The organism is Desulforhopalus sp. IMCC35007 (genome assembly GCF_005116575.1).
Classification (GTDB): domain Bacteria; phylum Desulfobacterota; class Desulfobulbia; order Desulfobulbales; family Desulfocapsaceae; genus Desulforhopalus_A.
Genome location: NZ_SWCN01000008.1, coordinates 1 through 19,349, shown reverse-complemented (window position 1 = coordinate 19,349; position 19,349 = coordinate 1). Strand labels below are relative to the sequence as shown.

Genomic DNA, 19,349 nt, shown 5'->3' with positions numbered 1-19,349 from the left:
ACATGTCCCATATTAAACATTTTTCTCCGTGAGTGATTCTTCACGCAGGTAATAACGCCCTCAGAAAACAGAGAGGGGTTTTATGCTTTAACCAGCTCAAAAATGGTTAAAGCATAAAAATGGTTAACCACCCTGAAAGCCAGGGTATAAGATAAAAAGACCAGATACAGGTATATATCTTACCTCTCCATTTGTACCAGAGCAGAAATGAAAAGCAAATACTTGTTGAAAATGGTTACAGATTTTTGCCATTGTCACTTTAAAATCCCATATCTACGCCACCAAATATGGGACTTCTCAAAAGCCGTACATAAACTTCCTCTTCGGTATTTTGCCCGCAGATTGGCTGAATATGCAATTTTTTGCAGATAGTCTGTAAAATTTATTAATTGTAGAGATTAATCAAGCCAACAGGCACTTTACAGCCACACATGTCACTGTATGAACGTATGAATTGTTTTGCTGTTACGGCTGGCATGTTTTCTGCTTTTTGTTCTCTCAAGTACAATGCACTCCAATAATCGGGGCGAGATCCTGTCTTCCTGTCATGGGAAAAGGGCAAGAGATTTTGTTCTGGAGCACTTTATAGGAAAAGTTTTGTGGGAGGATGAGAGAGTGGCTAACAGCAGATCGAAGAAATGGTGGATTGCACTGCTTGTTCTGGCGTCTATTTCCATAGTGGGAGCGTATGTATGGTTGAATCATCAGGGCCTGGAAATATCTGATGATATTGCCTCGGGAAATGGTCGCATTGAAGCCACAGAAATTGACATTGCAACAAAAAATCCGGGGCGAATTGCTGAAATCCTTGTGGGTGAGGGGGATTATCTTCAGAAAAATCAGATAACTGCACGGATGGACACAAAAGCCCTGGAGGCTCAACTCAGGCAGGCAAAAGCCTCCGTTGTCCAGGCCCGACATGGAAAGAGCTATGCAGAAGCGCTTGTACAGCAACGAACGAGCGAACTTGCGGTCTCACAAAAGGACTATGAGCGGTCACAGGCAACCTATGAGGCAAATCAACATGCCATATCCATCAGGCAACTCGACCATGACCGGGCAACGATGCAGGCCACAGCAGCCTTACTTGCCGAAGCTGAAGCCAAGGTTCTCGAAGCGGAAGCGGTGATAGAGGTTGCTCTTGCCAGCACGCAACAGATTGAAGAGGTCATTGACGAGAGTATTCTGAAAACCCCGATCAGCGGCAGAGTTCTGTACCGACTCGCCGAAGAGGGCGAGGTGCTGGGAGCCGGAGGAAAGGTACTTACCGTGCTTGACCTGACCGATGTGTTTATGACCATCTTTTTGCCGACAGCCCAGGCCAGCAGGGTGCAGATAGGTGCAGAGGCACGCTTTGTCTTTGATGCTCTTGCTGATATTACGGTTCCAGCGAAAGTCACCTTTGTCTCCCCCAATGCGCAGTTCACCCCCAAGGCGGTGGAGACCAGGACAGAGCGGGAAAAACTTATGTTCCGCATCAAAGTGAAAATTGATCCGGCGTTACTGCTCGGGCATCTGGAACAGGTAAAAACCGGGGTGCCGGGTGTTGCCTATATACGCCTTGACCCCACAGCAGATTGGCCGGAAGATGTACAGCGCAGGTCTCTGCCATGAGTGAGAAAGCGGCTTACATAGCCTCTGTTACCGACCTCAGCCACCGGTATGGCCGCACTGTGGCCGTTGACGGGGTTAATCTGCAAATTCCTGCAGGTTGTATGGTAGGGCTGATTGGCCCGGACGGTGTGGGCAAGTCGAGCCTGCTTGCCTTGATTTCAGGGGTGCGCAAGATTCAACAGGGTCGTGTTGAGGTGCTTGGTGGCGACATGGCCAGCAGACGCCACCGGGCAGATGTCTGTCCCCGTATCGCCTATATGCCCCAGGGCCTGGGACGTAATCTGTATATGACCTTATCTGTCTATGAGAATGTGGACTTTTTTGGCCGTTTGTTCGGCCAGAGCCTGGCTGAACGACAGCACCATGCAACAGAGCTTCTGGCGGGCACTGGGCTTTTGCCGTTTAAGGATCGACCTGCGGGTAAACTCTCAGGAGGCATGAAGCAGAAGCTCGGCTTATGCTGCGCGCTCATCCATGACCCCGATCTGCTGATTCTCGATGAACCCACCACAGGTGTTGATCCTCTTTCCCGCCGCCAGTTCTGGCAACTGATTGATACGATCCGTTCGCGCCGCAAGGGTATGAGTGTTCTGGTGTCCACCGCCTATATGGAGGAGGCCGAAGGGTTTGACTGGCTGGCTGCAATGGATGGCGGCAGAGTCCTTGCCACCGGCAGTCCCGGGGAATTGCTTGAGCAGACCGGAGAAAGTGAGCTGGATTCGGCGTTTATCCAGTTGCTGCCGGAGAAAAAAAGAATGGGACACAAAACCCTTGTCGTCCCTCCTTTGGCCGTTGTAGGCGAAGGCCCGTCCGCCATCAAGGCCGAGGGGCTGACCCAGCGCTTTGGTGATTTCACAGCCGTTGACCATGTGGATCTTGAGATCAAGCGCGGTGAGATCTTTGGTTTTCTCGGCTCCAACGGCTGTGGCAAGACTACCACCATGAAGATGCTCACCGGGCTGCTGCCGCCTACAGAAGGAAAAGCCCTGCTGTTTGGCCGTCTCGTCGACGCCCATGACCTTGAAACCCGGAAAAGGGTGGGGTTCATGTCCCAGGGTTTTTCTCTTTACACCGAGCTCACGGTGCAGCAGAACCTGGAACTGCATGCAAGGCTCTTTCATCTGGCACCCGAACGTATCGGTGCGCGGATTGCTGATTTGGTAAAGCGCTTTGACCTTGAAGAATACCTGACCGAAATCACAGTCAACCTGCCCCTTGGTATCCGTCAGCGCCTGTCTCTTGCCGTAGCCGTGATCCATGGTCCGGAGATGCTCATCCTCGATGAACCCACATCAGGGGTGGACCCGGTGGCCCGTGACAAATTCTGGGAGCTGCTCATTGAACTTTCCCGCAGGGATAAGGTGACCATCTTTGTCTCAACCCACTTTATGAACGAGGCCGAGCGTTGTGATCGTATATCCCTTATGCATGCGGGCAGGGTACTTGCCTCTGATACGCCGGAGGCTCTCGTTGCCGGCTGTGGCAAAAAGACCTTGCAGGATGCTTTTATTCACTATCTGGAAGAGGCCACAAGCCTTGATAGAAACAGCACCAGTCAGGATCGCCCCGTTGATATTTCTCTTTTTCCCACCAGCCGCAATACAAGGGGTACGTTCAGGCCCCTTAGAATGCTGGGCTATGCGCACCGGGAGACCCTTGAAATCTGGCGTGATCCCATTCGCCTCACCTTTGCGTTGCTGGGCACGGTTATTTTGATGTTCATCATGGGCTATGGCATCACCATGGATGTGGAAGATGTCTCGTTTGCGGTGCTGGACCGCGACCAGACGCCCGAGAGTCGCGACTATATCGAGAATATTTCCGGCTCTCGCTATTTTCTGGAGCGAGCCCCCATTGCAGATGATGCCGAACTTGACCGGCGCATGCGCAGCGCGGAACTGAGCCTCGTCCTTGAGCTTCCTGCAGGTTACGGCAGAGATCTCCGGCAGGGGCGGGCGCCGGAGGTTGGTGCATGGGTTGACGGCGCCATGCCGTTTCGCGCAGAGACCATTGCTGGCTATGTCCAGAGTATGCACTACGTGTATCTCCAGGACCTGATGCTGCGGCAATACGGTCTGTCTCAGACTGCGCTTGCCAGTATCGTTGTGCGGTATCGTTACAATCAGGATTTTAAAAGCCTCTACGCCATGGTTCCTGCGGTAATCCCGCTCCTGCTCATTTTCATCCCGGCGATTCTCATGGCCCTTGGGGTTGTACGGGAGAAAGAACTGGGTTCCATCACCAACCTTTACGCGACTCCTGTGACAAAACTGGAGTTTCTCATCGGTAAACAGTTGCCATATATCGGGGTGAGCATGATCAGCTATCTGGGCCTGGTTCTGCTTGCAGTTTTTGTCTTCGGTGTGCCGCTGAAAGGCAGTTTTGCCGCGTTGACTGTGGCCGCCCTGTTGTATGTAACGGTTACCACGGGGCTGGGCTTGTTGATGTCGGCCTTTACCAGTACCCAGATCGCAGCCCTTGCGGTGACCGCCATCGTTACTCTGCTTGCAGCTGTTAATTTTTCAGGTATGACCCATCCCGTATCTTCGATGACGGGGATAGGTGTTGTCATCGGAAAATTCTTCCCGACAACCTATTTTTTGATTATCTGTCGCGGGGTTTTTACAAAAGCACTTGGTTTCACTCAACTCTACCAATACTTTTTCGCCCTTGCCGCCTTTATCCCGGTGCTGACAATTCTGAGCCTGGTGTTTTTAAAAAAACAGGAAAAATGACGATGAACAAATGTGCCAATATCTACCGCCTGGGTGTCAAGGAACTGCGTATTCTTTTTCGGGACCCCTTGTTGATTATGCTCATCATCTGGGCCTTTTCAGGTGGTATTTATTGTATCGCAACCACCACCTCCATGGAATTACACAACGCGCCCATTGCCATAGTGGATGAAGATCGATCCCAGCTTTCAGGGCGCATCTTAGGCGCATTATATGGGCCGTATTTTAAAACGCCGGACCTGATTGCGGGGGGCGCGGTCGATCCTGGTATGGATGGAGGCAAGTATACCTTCGCCCTTGATATCCCGCCAAACTTTGAGCGTGACGTGCTTGCCGGACGGCAGCCGGAAATACAGGTCAATGTGGATGCCACCATGGTGACCCAGGCTTTTATCGGTTCTGGTTATATCCAAAATATCGTTACCGGTGAAATCAGCGAATTCGTCCAGGGACACCGCAGCGGGAACGCATTGCCCATCGGCCTTACTACTCGCACAAAGTTTAATCCCAATCGTAACAGCGCCTGGTTCGGCAGCGTTATGGAGGTCATAAACAATATTACCATGCTTTCCATTATTCTCACAGGAGCTGCGGTGATTCGGGAGCGGGAACACGGCACCCTTGAGCATCTTCTGGTGCTGCCTCTCACCCCGTTTGAGATAATGATGGCCAAGATCTGGGCCATGGGCCTTGTGGTGCTTACGGCTGCTGCTCTCTCACTCTATTTTGTGGTGCAGGGGCTTCTGGCCGTGCCAATTGCAGGATCTGTCGCCCTGTTTTTATTTGGTGCCATGCTGCATCTGTTTTCCACCGCTTCCTTGGGTATTTTTATGGGCACAGTTTCCCGCTCCATGCCGCAACTTGGGCTGCTCATGATACTCGTCATCCTGCCCTTGCAGATGCTGTCAGGCGGCATTACCCCCCACGACAGTATGCCGGAGATTGTCCAGGCCATTATGCAGCTGGCACCGACGACCCACTTTGTGAGTTTTGCCCAGGCTATTTTGTACAGGGGTGCTGGTTTTGATGTCGTTTGGCCAAGTTTTATGGCGATTATCGGTATAGGTGGAGTCTTTTTTCTGACAGGTCTTGCTCTTTTTCGCAGGAGCATCAAGGTCGCCATGTGATTTGAGGTAAGTAGAGGACGGAGTGATGGAACGATTAACAACGTTGTTGAGTTTAGCAGTTGGTGTCAGCCTGTCTGTTTTCTCGGGGTTCGCTGACTGTGCAGAGCAGGAAGCTAATGAAACCTCAGGTTACTGGAGTTTACAGGTGGAAAATGATGGCTGGGTAGAAAACGACGATCAGTATTATACCAGCGGGATTGAGGTCTCGTATATGCCGGCCTCTGAACCACCGCGGTGGTTCAAAAATCTGGCAGAGGTGTTTCCATTTTATGAGAGAACGCCTGAAAGCTGCGTGATATACAGCCTTGGGCAGACTATTTTCACCCCGGAAGATATCAGTGAAAAGGAGCTGATAGAAAATGATCGGCCGTATGCCGGTTGGCTTTATGGAAGTGCGGCAACTGCCTCGCGGGTTAGGGTGAGGGACAATTATGAATATATCAACGGTCTTGAAGTAACGCTTGGTATCGTTGGGCCTGGCTCCCATGCCGATGATGTGCAGGACGGGTTTCACAGGTTTCTTGGAACAAGCAGGCCTGAGGGGTGGGACAATCAGCTCGAAGATGAGCTGGGACTTGTGCTCACCTATATTCGTAAATGGAACTATTACCCTGAAAGTTCAGGTTTTCTCGATTATGAGATGAGTCCCCACGCTGTTGTCGCATTGGGCAATGTCTACACCTATGCAGGCGGTGGCCTTTCGTTTCGCTGGGGTACAAAACTTCGTGAAGATATTGGTCCCCCGACCATTCGACCCGGTTTTCCCGGTGTTCCATATTTCAGGCCAGACCCTCAACCAAACTGGTATTTTTTTGCAGGTCTGGAGGGCAGGGTGGTGGCGCGAAACATATTTCTTGACGGTAACACCTTTGAGGACAGTCACAGTGTTGATAAAAATATTTTCGTAGGCGATATGCAGTTCGGTTTTGCCTTTCATATTAAAAATGTCCGTATTGCTCTTAGCAACATCATGCGCAGCGAGGAGTTCCATGGCCAGGATGGCTATACGGACTATGGGGCGGTAAATATTTCCTTTTATTTCTAGAGGTTCAATCAGGATCTAAACTGTAAAAGCCAAAAAGACAAGTACCACTGGATACGTACCTGTAAGAGACGTGGATCAGAGACGCGGATTTAAAAAATAGTATTGAGGCGGTCACCATGAAAGGGATAATGCAGCGCATTGGGCAAAAGAACAGCAGGATCGTAAAAGTCGCAGTTACAGGAATATTCGGGCTCTTGCTCTCCGGCTGTACGGTTGTTGGCCCTGATTATGTGCAACCGGAAACAAGAGCGCCAGAGAAATGGAGTACATCACTTGCAGGTGGACTCTCCCCTGAAGCTATGGATCCACAAAAGATGGCCAGTTGGTGGACAACCCTGCATGATCCGAGGTTGACGAGTCTGATTCAGCGAGCGGTAGCCGGTAATCTTGACCTGAGGAAGGCCCGCGCCCGGGTGCGTGAGGCACGGGCACGTCGCGGTATTGCGGCGGCGGATCGTTTTCCGACTATTAATACAGAAGGTACGGTCTCGAAGATCGGCACCAGTCAAGAGCTGGGAGGCGGCGCTGATATTGAATTATACGGCGCAGGTTTTGATGCCAATTGGGAGCTTGACCTGTTTGGCGGTGTGCAGCGGGCAGTGGAGGCCGCTGACGCAGAACTTGCCGCAAGCCATGAGGAACTGCGCGATGTCATGGTCAGTCTTCTCGCTGAAGTTGGTTTAAACTATGTCGAACTGCGATCTTTTCAGACCAGGTTGTCCATTGCCAAAGCAAATCAAAAGGCCCAGGAAGAGACCTGTAACATTACCCGCGCACGGGCCGCATCGGGTGTAACAAGCGAGCTGGATGTAGAACAGGCCAGGTACAACCTGGAACAGACCCGTTCGCAGATCCCCCCTTTGCAAAGAGGTGTGGAGCAGGCGGGTAACCGTCTTGCGGTGTTACTTGGCAAAAATCCCGGCAGCTTAAAGGACGAATTGATTGAGATGCAACCTATCCCGGTAACGCCTCTGGAAGTCGCAGTCGGCCTGCCGGCGGATGCCCTGCGCCGCAGGCCTGATGTTCGCAGGGCCGAGCAGCAACTGGTCGCCCAGACAGCTCGCATAGGTGTTGCTACGGCATACCTCTACCCTAAATTTAAACTGGCGGGTTCAATCGGACTTATTTCCCTGTCTTCCGGTAATTTTTTCTCCGATGCAAGCAGAAGCTATTCTGTCGGGCCGCAGTTTTATTGGAATGTCTTTGATTCCGGTCGTATCCGCCAGAACATCGAGGTACAGAACGCCCTTCAGGAACAGGCCTTGATCTCCTATGAGGCCTCAGTACTTTTGGCGCTTGAAGAGGTTGAAAATGCGCTTATTGCCTATGCTGATGAGCAGGTCAGAAGGCGGTCACTGGTAGAGGCAGCAGGGGCTGCCGGACGCGCTGTACAGCTTGCTGAGGATCAATACAGCTCAGGTCTTATTGATTTTCAAAATGTACTCAATGCCCAGCGGGCATTACTCTCACTTCAGGACCAGCTCGCAACAAGTGATGGCGCCGTGACCTCAAATCTTATCAGGCTCTATAAAGCCCTTGGCGGGGGCTGGACACCGGCTGAAGCTGCAGCACCGTCTGCACAAAAATAAAACGTGTTATTATCTGCATTTCCAGGAGGAAGTAGAGATCAGAGAGAAGGGGGGCAGAATGAAAAGAAATCACTTTACACCAGGAAACAAAAAACCGGACATCGAAATTAACAAGCCCGGAAGACAGGGAAGTCAGCGGTTCTGGCAACAGCCTAATTTTAATATCTGGCTGTATACCATTTTCATGGTTCTCTCTTTTTATTTCTGGCAGGGTTATTTTGAAACGAAAAAAGAACAGATTCCCTACAGTGAGTTTATCGGCTATCTGGATAAAGATCAGGTCGCCGAGGCAGTGGTCACCGACAAGTATATTTCAGGCACGCTGACTGTAAAGGACGAAAGAACCAACGCCATCCGGCGTTTTATAACCGTGCCGCTCTTAAATAATGACCTGGCCGAAAAACTTGAAGAGCATGGCGTTAAATATTCCGTGCGTCAGAGCAGCAACTGGTTCGGTAGTTTTCTTGCAAATTGGGTCATTCCCTTTGGCATCTTTTTCTTGGTTTGGGGCTGGATTGGCCGCCGGATGGGGCAGGGGGGCAAGGGGTTTCTCAATATCGCCGGGAATCGGGTTCATATCCATGCGGAGTCTTCGCTGGACGTGACCTTTGACGATGTGGCAGGAGTCGAAGAAGCCAAGGAGGAATTGCAGGAGAGTATCGCCTTTTTAAGGGACCCTGAACGGATCCAGCGGCTTGGCGGTCGGATGCCAAAAGGAATTTTGCTGGCCGGACCACCAGGCACTGGTAAGACTCTGCTTGCAAGGGCTGTAGCAGGTGAGGCCAAGGTTCCATTTTTCTCCATCGCCGGCTCTGAATTTGTCGAGATGTTTGTCGGTGTCGGTGCTGCGAGGGTTCGTGAACTTTTTGAGCAGGCGCGCGAAAAAGCTCCCTGTATCATCTTTATAGATGAACTGGACGCCATAGGTGGTGCTCGTGGTGTAGGGCCGGTGGTGGGAGGCCATGATGAGCGGGAACAGACCCTGAATCAACTGCTCTCAGAGATGGATGGTTTTGATTCATCCGTTGGAGTGGTGGTGTTGGCCGCGACCAACCGGCCTGAAATTCTGGACAAGGCGCTGCTCCGATCCGGCCGTTTTGATCGGCAGATTATAGTCGATAAACCTGATCTTAAAGCTCGTGAGGCAATTTTGAAGCTCCATAGCAGCAGAATCAAAATGTCAAAGGAGGTCGACTTACTGGTAGTGGCCCAGCGTACGCCAGGATTTGTTGGTGCCGATCTTGAAAATATCGCCAATGAAGCAGCCATAGGTGCGGTGCGAAAAGGTCATGAGGAAGTTACCATGGAGGATTTCGAGGCGGCCATTGACAGGATTATTGCAGGCCCAGAGAAAAAGCATCGGGTCCTGAGTAGTGAAGAAAAAAGGCGGGTGGCATATCATGAATCGGGTCATACATTGGTTGCGGTCACTGTGCCCACAGGCGAACCGGTGCACAAGGTTTCCATCATTCCACGGGGCATTGCGGCTCTTGGTTACACCATGCAGCTGCCGATTAATGAGAAATTCTTCTCCACTAAAGATGAACTCAAAGACCAGATCGCTATCCTTCTCGGTGGCAGGGCGGCTGAAGAGATCGTTTTTGGCAACATCTCAAGTGGGGCTCAGAACGATCTCGAACGTGCCAGTGAAATTGTCCGAGCCATGGTATGTCAGTTCGGGATGAGTGAAAAGCTTGGGCCGCTCACCTACGGTAAAAGACAACAACTCATATATCTTGGTGTGCAGGGCCAGGAAGAGCGAAACTACAGTGAGGAAACAGCCAGACTCATTGATGCTGAAGTTCGTGCCCTTGTTGAGGAGGCACATGAACGGGCAACGCAGATTCTTACTGATCAAAGGTTGATCCTTGATACCCTTGCTGAACTCCTGCAGGAAAAAGAAGTACTGACCGGTGAGGAGGTGCACCGGCTGATGAACAAGGTAGAAAGTGATAGAGAATGAGGATGTTATAGACCAGAGGAACTCCTGATTTTTGTTGTTTGGGAGAGTACAAGAAAATCTGTGTTGTAGAGTGTATTGCCCCTTGTTGCAGTAGGCTGAGAGTGGTATTACGGACAATTAAAAGCAGAAAAAATCTTATATAACTGCTCTTAAAAAATAAAAAGGGGCAAGTGGTTTGTTCATTTTTTGATTCGTTGTTTTTTGTTTATCGGTAAAATATACCAGGCTGTTGCAATAATGTCCGAATGCAACAGCTCTTATTTTGCAAGCGTCTGAAAACCCGTTTTTTTAAGTACTGCTGATGTAACTTTATGGAAACTCAAATTCACTTTGAAATCTTACGGCAACCCGATGACACAACCTGTGGGCCAACCTGCCTGCATTCAATTTACAGCTATTATAATGATACTATTTCATTGGCTCAGGTTATAGAGGAGGTTCCTGCTCTTGAGGGTGGAGGAACCCTGGCGGTGGTACTTGGCTGCCACGCTCTTCAACGTGGATACGATGCAACCCTTTACACCTTTGATATGCAGGTTTTCGATCCTACCTGGTTTTGCCTATCCGCAGAAGAAATGGCGGAAAAACTTATACTTCAACTCGAGGTCAAGCATACTCCGAAAATGGAGACGGTAACCAGAGCTTATCTGGAGTTTTTGCGTCTCAAAGGGAAAATCCTGCTGGAGGATCTTTCAACTGAGCTTCTTCGCAGGATCCTCAAACAACACAAACCCATCATCAGCGGATTATCGTCGACCTATCTCTATCGATCTGCCAGAGAGTTAGATCTGGGAAGTCGATTAATTTATGATGATATCAATGGTGAGCCCACAGGTCATTTCGTGGTGCTTTCCGGTTACGATATCAACACACGAAAGGCCATGATTGCTGATCCCTGGCACCCCAATCCCATGAGTGATAATCAGTATTATGAAGTCAGGTTCAATCGGCTGATACCTGCTATCATGCTCTCAACTATCAGCTTTGATGCCAATATGCTCGTCATTACCCCCCGAAAGAAAAAATAAAAGTGAGGATAGATCTGTGTCAATATTTGTCGTTATCGAGAATCCTGAAGAATTTCCCCTCAATCTCAAAGATGTTGAACCTGTTGCCGCAAGAACTTATTTGACTGACAGCAGGTTTGCTGCAATGAAGGGAGTGAAAGTTTTCAACATATGTAAATCATACCGTTATCAGAGTATGGGCTATTATGTCTCGCTCCTGGCCGAGGCCAGAAACCACAAATCTATTCCAAGTACCACGACAATTCAGGATATGAAGTCCATGGGAATTGTCAGGCTTATTTCCAGCGAACTCGAAGATCTTCTTAAAAAACCCTTTGCCGGTGAAGATGAAAAAAAGGTCTCATTTAACGTATATTTCGGTAAAACCCCTGAAAAACGATTTGAAGCTCTTGCCTCTGCGCTATTTAAATTTTTTCCGGCGCCATTTTTGCGCGCTGATTTCTCGCTGACCAATCAGTGGCAACTGCAAAATATATCACCCCTTGCGGCAAAGGATATCCCAAAAGAGGATCTCCACTTTAGCGAAGATGTTGTGTCGTCCTACTTTGCAGGTAAGAAGCTGGTTATTCCTAAACGCCATGTAAGTCGGTACGATCTGGCTATTTTACAAAACCCGGCGGAAGCCCGGCCTCCATCCGATGCTAAGGCAATGAAGCTTTTTACCAAGGCTGCCGAATCAATGGGCTTTGGAGTCGAACTCATCACAAAAGATGACTCCAATCGTCTGTCCGAATTCGACGGACTCTTTATCCGTGAAACCACCAACGTGGACCACCATACCTATAGGATGGCACGAAAAGCCATGGCTGAAGGGTTGGTCGTCATCGACGATCCTGTCTCAATTTTACGCTGTTCCAATAAGGTGTATCTGGCCGAGTTACTGACACGCTACAAGGTGCCAACTCCAGGCACCCTGATCCTGCACAGTAAAAATATCAGCCAGGTCCTGGCGGAATTCAGCCTGCCCTGCATTCTCAAAGAGCCGGACTCTTCCTTTTCTCAGGGTGTTATCATGGTGAAAGACAGAGAACGCCTTTTAGATGAGGCCAAAAGAATGCTGAAAAAGTCTGATCTGGTCATTGCCCAGGAGTTTATGCCAACTGAATATGACTGGCGCATAGGTGTCCTTGATGGGCGTCCCCTGTACGCCTGCAAGTATCATATGGCAAAAAAACACTGGCAGATCATCAGTACAGATAAAAAGGGAAAAGATACCTTTGGTAAATACGAGACTTTTCCGGTGGCTCAGGTGCCAAAACGCGTTATCAATACGGCTGTAAAGGCATCAAAGCTGATCGGCGACGGACTGTACGGTGTTGATCTCAAACAGGTGGGTGACAGGGTGGTCGTGATCGAGGTGAATGATAACCCCAATCTAGATGCCGGTATTGAAGACAGCATTCTCGGAGAAGAATTGTATCTTCGGGTTATCGATGTTTTTCGCCAGCGGATTGAAGACAGGATGAAAGGGGGACGGCGAGTTGAGTAGCTGGAAATTGCTGGAAGCTATCGGGGTCGAACTTGAATACATGATCGTTCATCAGGAAAGCCTTGATGTCTTACCCGTAGCGGATAAGCTGATTGAAAGAGCGACGGGTTCCATTGAGGGACAGGTCGAATTTGATGATATCGCCTGGTCAAATGAACTCGTGCTGCACGTCATTGAAATAAAGACCAATGGCCCCGTTTCCTCGCTCAATAGTCTTGCAGATCGGTTTTCCTCCCATGTAGGGAAAGTAAATACGATTCTTGCCGGTCTGGGGGGCCGCCTGATGCCAACGGCAGCCCACCCCTGGATGAATCCGGCAAAAGAAACTCAATTGTGGCCCCATGAGTGCGGCCCTATTTACCAGGCCTTCAACCGTATCTTCGGTTGCAGTGGACACGGCTGGTCAAATCTACAGAGTACCCATCTCAATTTGTCTTTTAGCGGTGATGAGGAGTTTGCCAGGCTACACTCTGCAATACGTCTTCTTATGCCAATTATGCCGGCACTAACCGCATCGTCGCCAATCATGGATGGTGCAGCAGGTACTCATCTTGACAACAGGATGAAATATTACTGTACAAATTCTGCAAAAATTCCTCAGGTTGCAGGTAAAATTATCCCTGAAGGCGTCTATTCTGAAACGGATTATCAAAAGATAATTTTTTCGCCGATGTATCAGGCTATAGCAAGTCACGATCCGGAAGGAATACTGGCCCATGAGTTTCTCAATGCCAGAGGAGCTATTGCCCGTTTCGATCGGGGGGCCATTGAAATAAGGGTATTGGATATTCAGGAGACTCCGCTTGCGGACCTTGCCTGCGCTCAACTTATTGTTTCTGTTATTAAGGCTCTTTGTGAAAGCGAAGGAGATGAGTTGCAGCAGCAAATGAACTGGGAGGTCGATCCTCTTGCTGCAATATTTCAGGATGTGATTAAGTACGGGGATCAGGCCGTCATCAGTGACCCGGAATATCTTCGATTATTTGGTCTTGGTCCTGAAAAAATTCAGGCCATAGAACTCTGGCAGCACCTCGCAGCGGGCTGTGCCGACAAAGCGCAGTGGGATCATGATTTTCTGAAACCATTACAGACCATTTTTGAAAAAGGTTCACTGGCTCGCCGCATAGAAAGAGCCGTTGCCGGAGACTATCGTCACGACCATCTTAAAGAAGTCTATTCAAAACTCTGCGACTGCCTGGCAAAACAGCAGATGTTTGTCGCTTAGCTGCTTCCTGAAAAGAGCAATTGTAGGCAGTCAATATAGTTTGATGTATTTTGTATAAGTGTTGCTGCTGGCTGGAAGGTAGTGTCAACGCTCTGACTAATCTGGAATGGAGTAATAATTTAAAAACATTTTAGGTTTTAGAATTATGTTTCTCTGCTCGCAGGATGTATAGGAAACACCTTCACGGAGATAAACTGGTGAGCATTTAATGTTGCAGTGCCAATATCTAACTTGAGGCTGACGATTCTGCTATCTTGCACGTTGCCTGACAAACATTGTTGATCTATTTTAAATTCATGGCGAAGTTTCGAGGGTCACTTTCCGCCTTGCTCCGCCTGCTAGCAAACATTTTTGAGAGACAACCGTTGTCAGACCTGCTAAAACCAACTGACACCGACGGGGAAACATCATTATCTCAACAGCTTAATTTGTTGAATTAACTATGAGACGGCAATGAGTTCTGGTATACGTTGGAGCAGATCATTCTGCTATTTACCAACCATTATCGGGTGGATCTCATTCTCCTTAGCAATTTCACCCTGGGTCTTCAGTCCCGGGATCCTTTCAAGTACCACACTAGCCTTGAGTTCATGTATGCTTCCGTCTTTGAAGTTTCATGTGTTTTCAGTTTGGCATGATTGAGAAACTGGCAGAACATAAACTTAGCTGGTGGTGCTAAATGCTGGGAATGTTTCTGTTGGGGCTTGATAATTTTGTTAAAATATAATCTATTACCGCACTTTCAATCTAGTCATTCAACACCATTGAACCGTACAACTGTGACATTCAAAAGCTATGAGAGCTTGTTTGATGATCATGCCTTTACATGATACTATGATTTCTTTTCCTAAGAGTCTATAATGCCCAACCTTTTTTTCATCATCTTATCCGTCGTCATATTTCTGGGAGGCATTTTCCTCATACTCCGTTGTGGTGCGAGTCGCTTGAATAAAACCATATTCAGCACCCTTGCTTTACTCTACGTGTTACTTATTGAGTTATTTCTAGTTGCCAATTATTTCACTGGTGTGGGCGTCAATCAGGCCACCATCATGCAACTCAAATTCGGCCTGACTGGTGCCCCTTTTAAGGAGTATATCTGGCTAATAACACTGATAATAGGTTCACTTTCACTCTGTATTATACTTATGGGGATTTTTGTTTATATAAAAACAGACAAGAACATTTCATTATCATATTCAAGATGTTTAATGGCTTATGCACTTCTATTTGTCGGTCTTTCGATCAACCCAGCTTGCGTTAATATATACCAACTACCACATAGATCATTAATCAGTTCAATGCGCTCAACGTCTTCAGAGACATGGGAGTTTTACAATTACTATAAAGAACCCCGGATCCGCCGGCTAGAAACAGGTCAAAAAAATATAGTCGTTATTTATGCAGAAAGTCTCGAACGTGCCTTTTTCAATGAAGACATCTTTCCGGGATTAGTACCAGAACTTAAATTAATCGAAAAACAGAGTACCTCTTTCAGTCAGTTGTACACCCTTCCAGGTATCAATGGCACTATCTGGTCTATTGTGGCTAGCCAGTGCGGGGTTCCTCTATATTTACCAAGCATGTCGTTCATTAAGAACCCTAGGGGAGATTTTCTCCCCGACGCGACCTGCCTTGGAGATCTCTTAGCAAATGAAGACTACTTCCTCGCATATTACGGTGGAGCCAAGCTTAATTTTACCCGCAAAGGGGAGTTTTTTAAATCTCATGGATTTATTGATGTATTCGGCCGAAATGCTCTTCGGTCTAAGCTGGAAGATACTACTTATTTGAATCATTGGGGGCTTTACGACGACTCACTTTTTGATATCAGCTACAAACGATTCCTGGAACTATCCGAATCAGGAACTAAATTTGGCCTTTTCCTCCTGACCGTCGATACTCATGCGCCTGGGTACCCATCAAAATCATGTGAAGATAAAGGATACCTTGATGGCAGCAATAAACACCTAAATGCTGTCAAGTGTGCAGATTTTCTAATAAGTGATTTTATCCGTAAAATTGCCGACTCACCCTATGGGGAACAGACAGTGATTGTCGTAGCCTCAGATCATTATAATTATAGAAATACACCTGCTTATAAAATGATCAAACAGGCAAGAGGTAATGAAGGGAAAAAAAATCTATTTATGATTTTTGAACCAGGAAAAGTTACCGGAAAAGAGATACACACCCTTGGCACACATATGGATATAGGCACAACAATTCTTCCATTCATGGGATACTCTGGACAGATAGGCTTAGGTAGGGACTTGCTGAAAGAAGGTGAGCGTATTGTTAAGGAACGTGATTACATCGCAGACAAGCTATTTACCTGGAAACCTGAGATCTTAAAATTCTGGGGCCCAAATATTATCAAACAGGATATTTCTATTGATACAAACAAGAAAATGCTAACAATTAATAATAAAAAATATGAGTTACCTGTTTTCCTTGAGTTGACAGAGGACTTATTCGTTTCACACATCACCCGTTTTAAGCCTTCGGTTGTGGCCCATATACAGAGAATGGCTAAAAAAGACAAATTCCTTTGGATAGATGACTGCAAAGATATAAAATTATCAGATATGAATGTAACCAGTCATGGTACCGTGATAAGTAATGATGGCTGGTGCCTGATTACTGGCCAAGATTCAAAATACATTCACAAAACTCGGCTTGATGGAAAGACCACATATAACATGAATGGATTACGCCGAATTCTAAATATGAATTAAGTTGTAGTTGTTCAGACCCGATCTGACAGTTACCGATTTTTTAGCTATAATTGTCAGATTAGTTTGAGACTATTAATTTCTCCTCCTAAAGTTTTTTCCCATCTTCAAGCGTATCCATCGGTGTCCTGGGTTCGACAGTCCTAGGCAAACAAAGTTAAAGATGTGTAATGATATTAATACGATGGAGAGATAGCAAAAAATGGTGTAGTGCCTAGGAATTTAGGCTGCTGTTTCGGCTTGCAAGATTCGCTGTGGTGGCTTTATATTTAATTTATTCAGGATGTTGCGCTGGGTATGTGTCAGTTCAGTGTGCTGGAGTATACGCCCATTTTTGCCAAATAAATCGATTAAATTTTGCTGCTGCATCTGCTGACGGATCTTCGCCCAACTTAGCCCGGTTTCCACTTCGGCAATGCGGACCAGCAATAATGCCAGCCAGCAGATGAGAACGTGCGAGCGGACACGATCGTCTTTTGAATGATAGACCGGTCTCAGGCTAAGAGTGCTTTTGAGAGTACGAAAAGCCCGCTCTACTTCTAGCAGCTGCTTGTAACCAAGAGCGATATCCTCGGCAGACATATGCTGATCACTTGTTGACAAAAGATATTTACCGTCAAGCTTTTCGTCCTGTTTCACCTTGGCTTTATCAAGACGAAGTTTGCCGCTTTTGAGTTCTTTGACATAACGGCCCATGGAACGGTGCAAAAGTAGATTGCAATGTGCCTTGGTCTTTTTGGTTTTGTTGAGTATCTCAAGCTCGCAGGACAAGCGCTCAAGTACCTGTTGCCGATTGATTCGGTCCAACTCGGCCTGTTTAGGGTTGTAGGCAATCACATAGCGGCGACTGCCGGTGCCTTCGCCGGCAAAGACTTCTTTTATGTGCAGGTTATCAGTGACCACCTTAAAGCGACCAGGATGTGATAAGACGGCCTCATTGAGTTTATTGCCGCTGAGTTTTTCACCCAGAATGTACTGCCCACCGGCCCGTTGCAGGATCTTCTGGTTTGCCTGGCTGGTCATACCTCGGTCCATGACCCAAACGACCCGACCAAGGTTCCAGCTGTTGAGATCTTTCTGAACCTGATCAACGCATTTGCTGTCATGTTGGTTACCAGGCAGTACCCAGCAGCGTACCGGGATACCTTCGCGGGTCACAGCAAGCCCGATGGTCACCTGGGGCAGGTCGTCACGCTTGTCTTTGGATTTACCATAGGCTTTCAACTCTGATGGTCCTGGCTCGTCGGTCTCGAAATAGGTATTGGTGGTATCAAAAAAGATCAAATCAACAGTCAGGTTGAGCAGGTTTGCAGTGGACCAGAACACCTCCTGCTGTATGGTCTCCTGGTGTTCAAGAAGAAAATCCATTGCTCGGTAGCAGTGCTGCACTTGAAGCGTGTCTTTATTACCTAGGTAGACTTCTTCCGCGGCCCATTGCTCAATCGCAAGCTTTGAGGACGGGGCCAAGGCACGGTTGGCAACCATGGCAAAAATGGCGTCAGCAACTGGAGAGGAAAAAGAACGCTGATCAAGGCCTTTCTGTAGGCAGTTGTTGATTCGAAGTCTGTTCCACAATGCTTTGAGTAGGTGGGCACCACCTGATGGGCGGCTGCTCATGATCTTCAGATCGTCGTCTTTATGTTCGATCCGCACAGCGTCTTCGGGGTCAAGAAAACGGCTCATGCTCTTTATCAGCCGCTTCAACGCCTCAACATCTAATTGATCGCTGCGGCCAAAAGAGTGGATGACCTGTGCTTGTGCGAAGCCTTTTTTCTTGTTCCAGACGTTGTTGGCGAGTTGAACATATTCGACGACTGAGCCGTCTTTGTTCTTACGTTTGATGGTTCGAATGTACATGTCTATACAAAAAGGTTGTACAATTAATTATGTCAAGCATTAAAATACAAATCGTGTGCCTAGGAAAATTTTCAGAAAATGTCATTGTCAAACATAAAAACAACGACTTATCTCTCTTTTTAGCCTGAAATGTGCCTATGACTGTCGAACTTGGGGTTAATAACCAGAGTATTTCATCTATCTGGATTATGTTTTGTTACGTGGAGTACTTTCTTATCGACCTTGAGATTGCCACGTAACACCTCTAAAAATGCAAAACTGCTCAAAATTAAGATGTTTCCTGTTATGTTGCGAGTTGATCTATCTGGCTGAAATTAATGGAATTTTATGACATTTTGATAGATTCTAATATTTGTCATAATATCGGGGGGATTGCGGTGAGTTTGAGAATCGATACTAAATAGCTCGCAACATAATTATCTTACTCTAATCAAACTACTACGATAAAATTTCCATAGGCATTGAAGGGCTACCTAAGTGGGAAATAATTGAATAAGGAAAGAAACCTGATCGTTAACTCGCTCATATGACTCACAATACTTTAAGTTTATTGGCGGTTCGCACCACCACACTGAAAACAGTTACAAGAATTTTTAAGTTTGTAAACACAAAAAAAAGTAAAAAAATAAAATATAAAGAATAAGGAGGAAGAAAAAGCAATATTTGCAATATTTTTTTAAATACAAAAGAAGAAGACCAATGAAACAGACAACATAACTAATCGCGCAACATAATTCCAGTATATTTGAATCTGGCCTTGACTAAATAACGGTCTCAGATTCATGTTCTCATACGTGATAACTTGAAAGTCGGACAAAGCGTACACTATTTAGTATCCACTCCCAAGTACTTCAAGAGCAGCCTGTCTCTGGCCACCGATTCGGTGGACCATCGATAGCTGCCCATGACAGTCTGGACTTTTGTGGTTTCAATGCAGTCGAA

Annotated in this window: 11 protein-coding genes; 10 read left to right on the top strand and 1 reads right to left on the bottom strand. The window is 47.4% G+C overall.

Going from position 1 to position 19,349, the window contains the following annotated elements; all coding sequences use genetic code 11:
- Positions 1–615: 615 nt before the first annotated feature.
- The 10 genes from FCL48_RS09900 (at position 616) to FCL48_RS09855 (ending at position 16,553) form a co-directional block, all read left to right on the top strand.
- Positions 616–1,614 (top strand): HlyD family secretion protein, encoded by a 999-nt coding sequence (locus FCL48_RS09900; RefSeq protein ID WP_240744807.1) that lies wholly within the window; start codon positions 616–618, stop codon positions 1,612–1,614.
- On the top strand, positions 1,611–4,349 hold the full coding sequence (gene rbbA, locus FCL48_RS09895; protein ID WP_136872119.1) for a ribosome-associated ATPase/putative transporter RbbA: 2,739 nt from the start codon (positions 1,611–1,613) through the stop codon (positions 4,347–4,349). Before FCL48_RS09900 ends, rbbA begins: the two co-directional genes overlap by 4 nt.
- 2 nt (positions 4,350–4,351) lie before the next feature.
- Positions 4,352–5,476: an ABC transporter permease gene (locus FCL48_RS09890; protein ID WP_136872118.1), complete on the top strand. Its 1,125-nt coding sequence runs from the start codon at positions 4,352–4,354 to the stop codon at positions 5,474–5,476.
- Between the two features lie 25 nt (positions 5,477–5,501).
- Complete coding sequence (locus FCL48_RS09885) at positions 5,502–6,521, top strand: lipid A deacylase LpxR family protein (protein ID WP_136872117.1); 1,020 nt, start codon at positions 5,502–5,504, stop codon at positions 6,519–6,521.
- Between the two features lie 116 nt (positions 6,522–6,637).
- Entirely contained in the window at positions 6,638–8,110 is a 1,473-nt protein-coding gene (locus FCL48_RS09880) for an efflux transporter outer membrane subunit (protein WP_136872116.1), read from the top strand.
- A 58-nt stretch (positions 8,111–8,168) separates the two neighbouring features.
- Positions 8,169–10,073, top strand: a complete 1,905-nt coding sequence (gene ftsH, locus FCL48_RS09875) for an ATP-dependent zinc metalloprotease FtsH (protein WP_136872115.1) — start codon at positions 8,169–8,171, stop codon at positions 10,071–10,073.
- A 311-nt stretch (positions 10,074–10,384) separates the two neighbouring features.
- Entirely contained in the window at positions 10,385–11,101 is a 717-nt protein-coding gene (locus FCL48_RS09870; RefSeq protein ID WP_136872114.1) for a peptidase-C39 like family protein, read from the top strand.
- A 16-nt stretch (positions 11,102–11,117) separates the two neighbouring features.
- On the top strand, positions 11,118–12,590 hold the full coding sequence (locus FCL48_RS09865; protein ID WP_136872113.1) for a RimK family protein: 1,473 nt from the start codon (positions 11,118–11,120) through the stop codon (positions 12,588–12,590).
- Positions 12,583–13,815 carry a glutamate-cysteine ligase family protein gene (locus FCL48_RS09860; protein WP_136872112.1) on the top strand — a complete coding sequence of 411 codons (1,233 nt, stop codon included), beginning with the start codon at positions 12,583–12,585 and terminating at the stop codon, positions 13,813–13,815. The genes FCL48_RS09865 and FCL48_RS09860 overlap by 8 nt, the downstream gene beginning before the upstream one ends.
- Positions 13,816–14,759: 944 nt before the next feature.
- The gene (locus FCL48_RS09855) at positions 14,760–16,553 is read left to right on the top strand and encodes a sulfatase-like hydrolase/transferase (RefSeq protein WP_169309163.1); all 1,794 of its coding nucleotides are present in this window, start codon (positions 14,760–14,762) and stop codon (positions 16,551–16,553) included.
- A gap of 219 nt (positions 16,554–16,772) precedes the next feature.
- Here FCL48_RS09855 and FCL48_RS09850 read toward each other — a convergent pair whose 3' ends face one another.
- Positions 16,773–18,407 (bottom strand): IS1634 family transposase, encoded by a 1,635-nt coding sequence (locus FCL48_RS09850; protein ID WP_136872110.1) that lies wholly within the window; start codon positions 18,405–18,407, stop codon positions 16,773–16,775.
- Positions 18,408–19,349 lie beyond the last annotated feature (942 nt).

Coding starts and splice junctions, on each gene's coding strand:
- FCL48_RS09890 (WP_136872118.1), top strand. CDS start 4,352: ATGAACAAATGTGCCAATATCTACCGCCTGGGTGTCAAGGAACTGCGT.
- ftsH (WP_136872115.1), top strand. CDS start 8,169: ATGAAAAGAAATCACTTTACACCAGGAAACAAAAAACCGGACATCGAA.
- FCL48_RS09885 (WP_136872117.1), top strand. CDS start 5,502: ATGGAACGATTAACAACGTTGTTGAGTTTAGCAGTTGGTGTCAGCCTG.
- FCL48_RS09870 (WP_136872114.1), top strand. CDS start 10,385: ATGGAAACTCAAATTCACTTTGAAATCTTACGGCAACCCGATGACACA.
- FCL48_RS09880 (WP_136872116.1), top strand. CDS start 6,638: ATGAAAGGGATAATGCAGCGCATTGGGCAAAAGAACAGCAGGATCGTA.
- rbbA (WP_136872119.1), top strand. CDS start 1,611: ATGAGTGAGAAAGCGGCTTACATAGCCTCTGTTACCGACCTCAGCCAC.
- FCL48_RS09850 (WP_136872110.1), bottom strand. CDS start 18,407: ATGTACATTCGAACCATCAAACGTAAGAACAAAGACGGCTCAGTCGTC.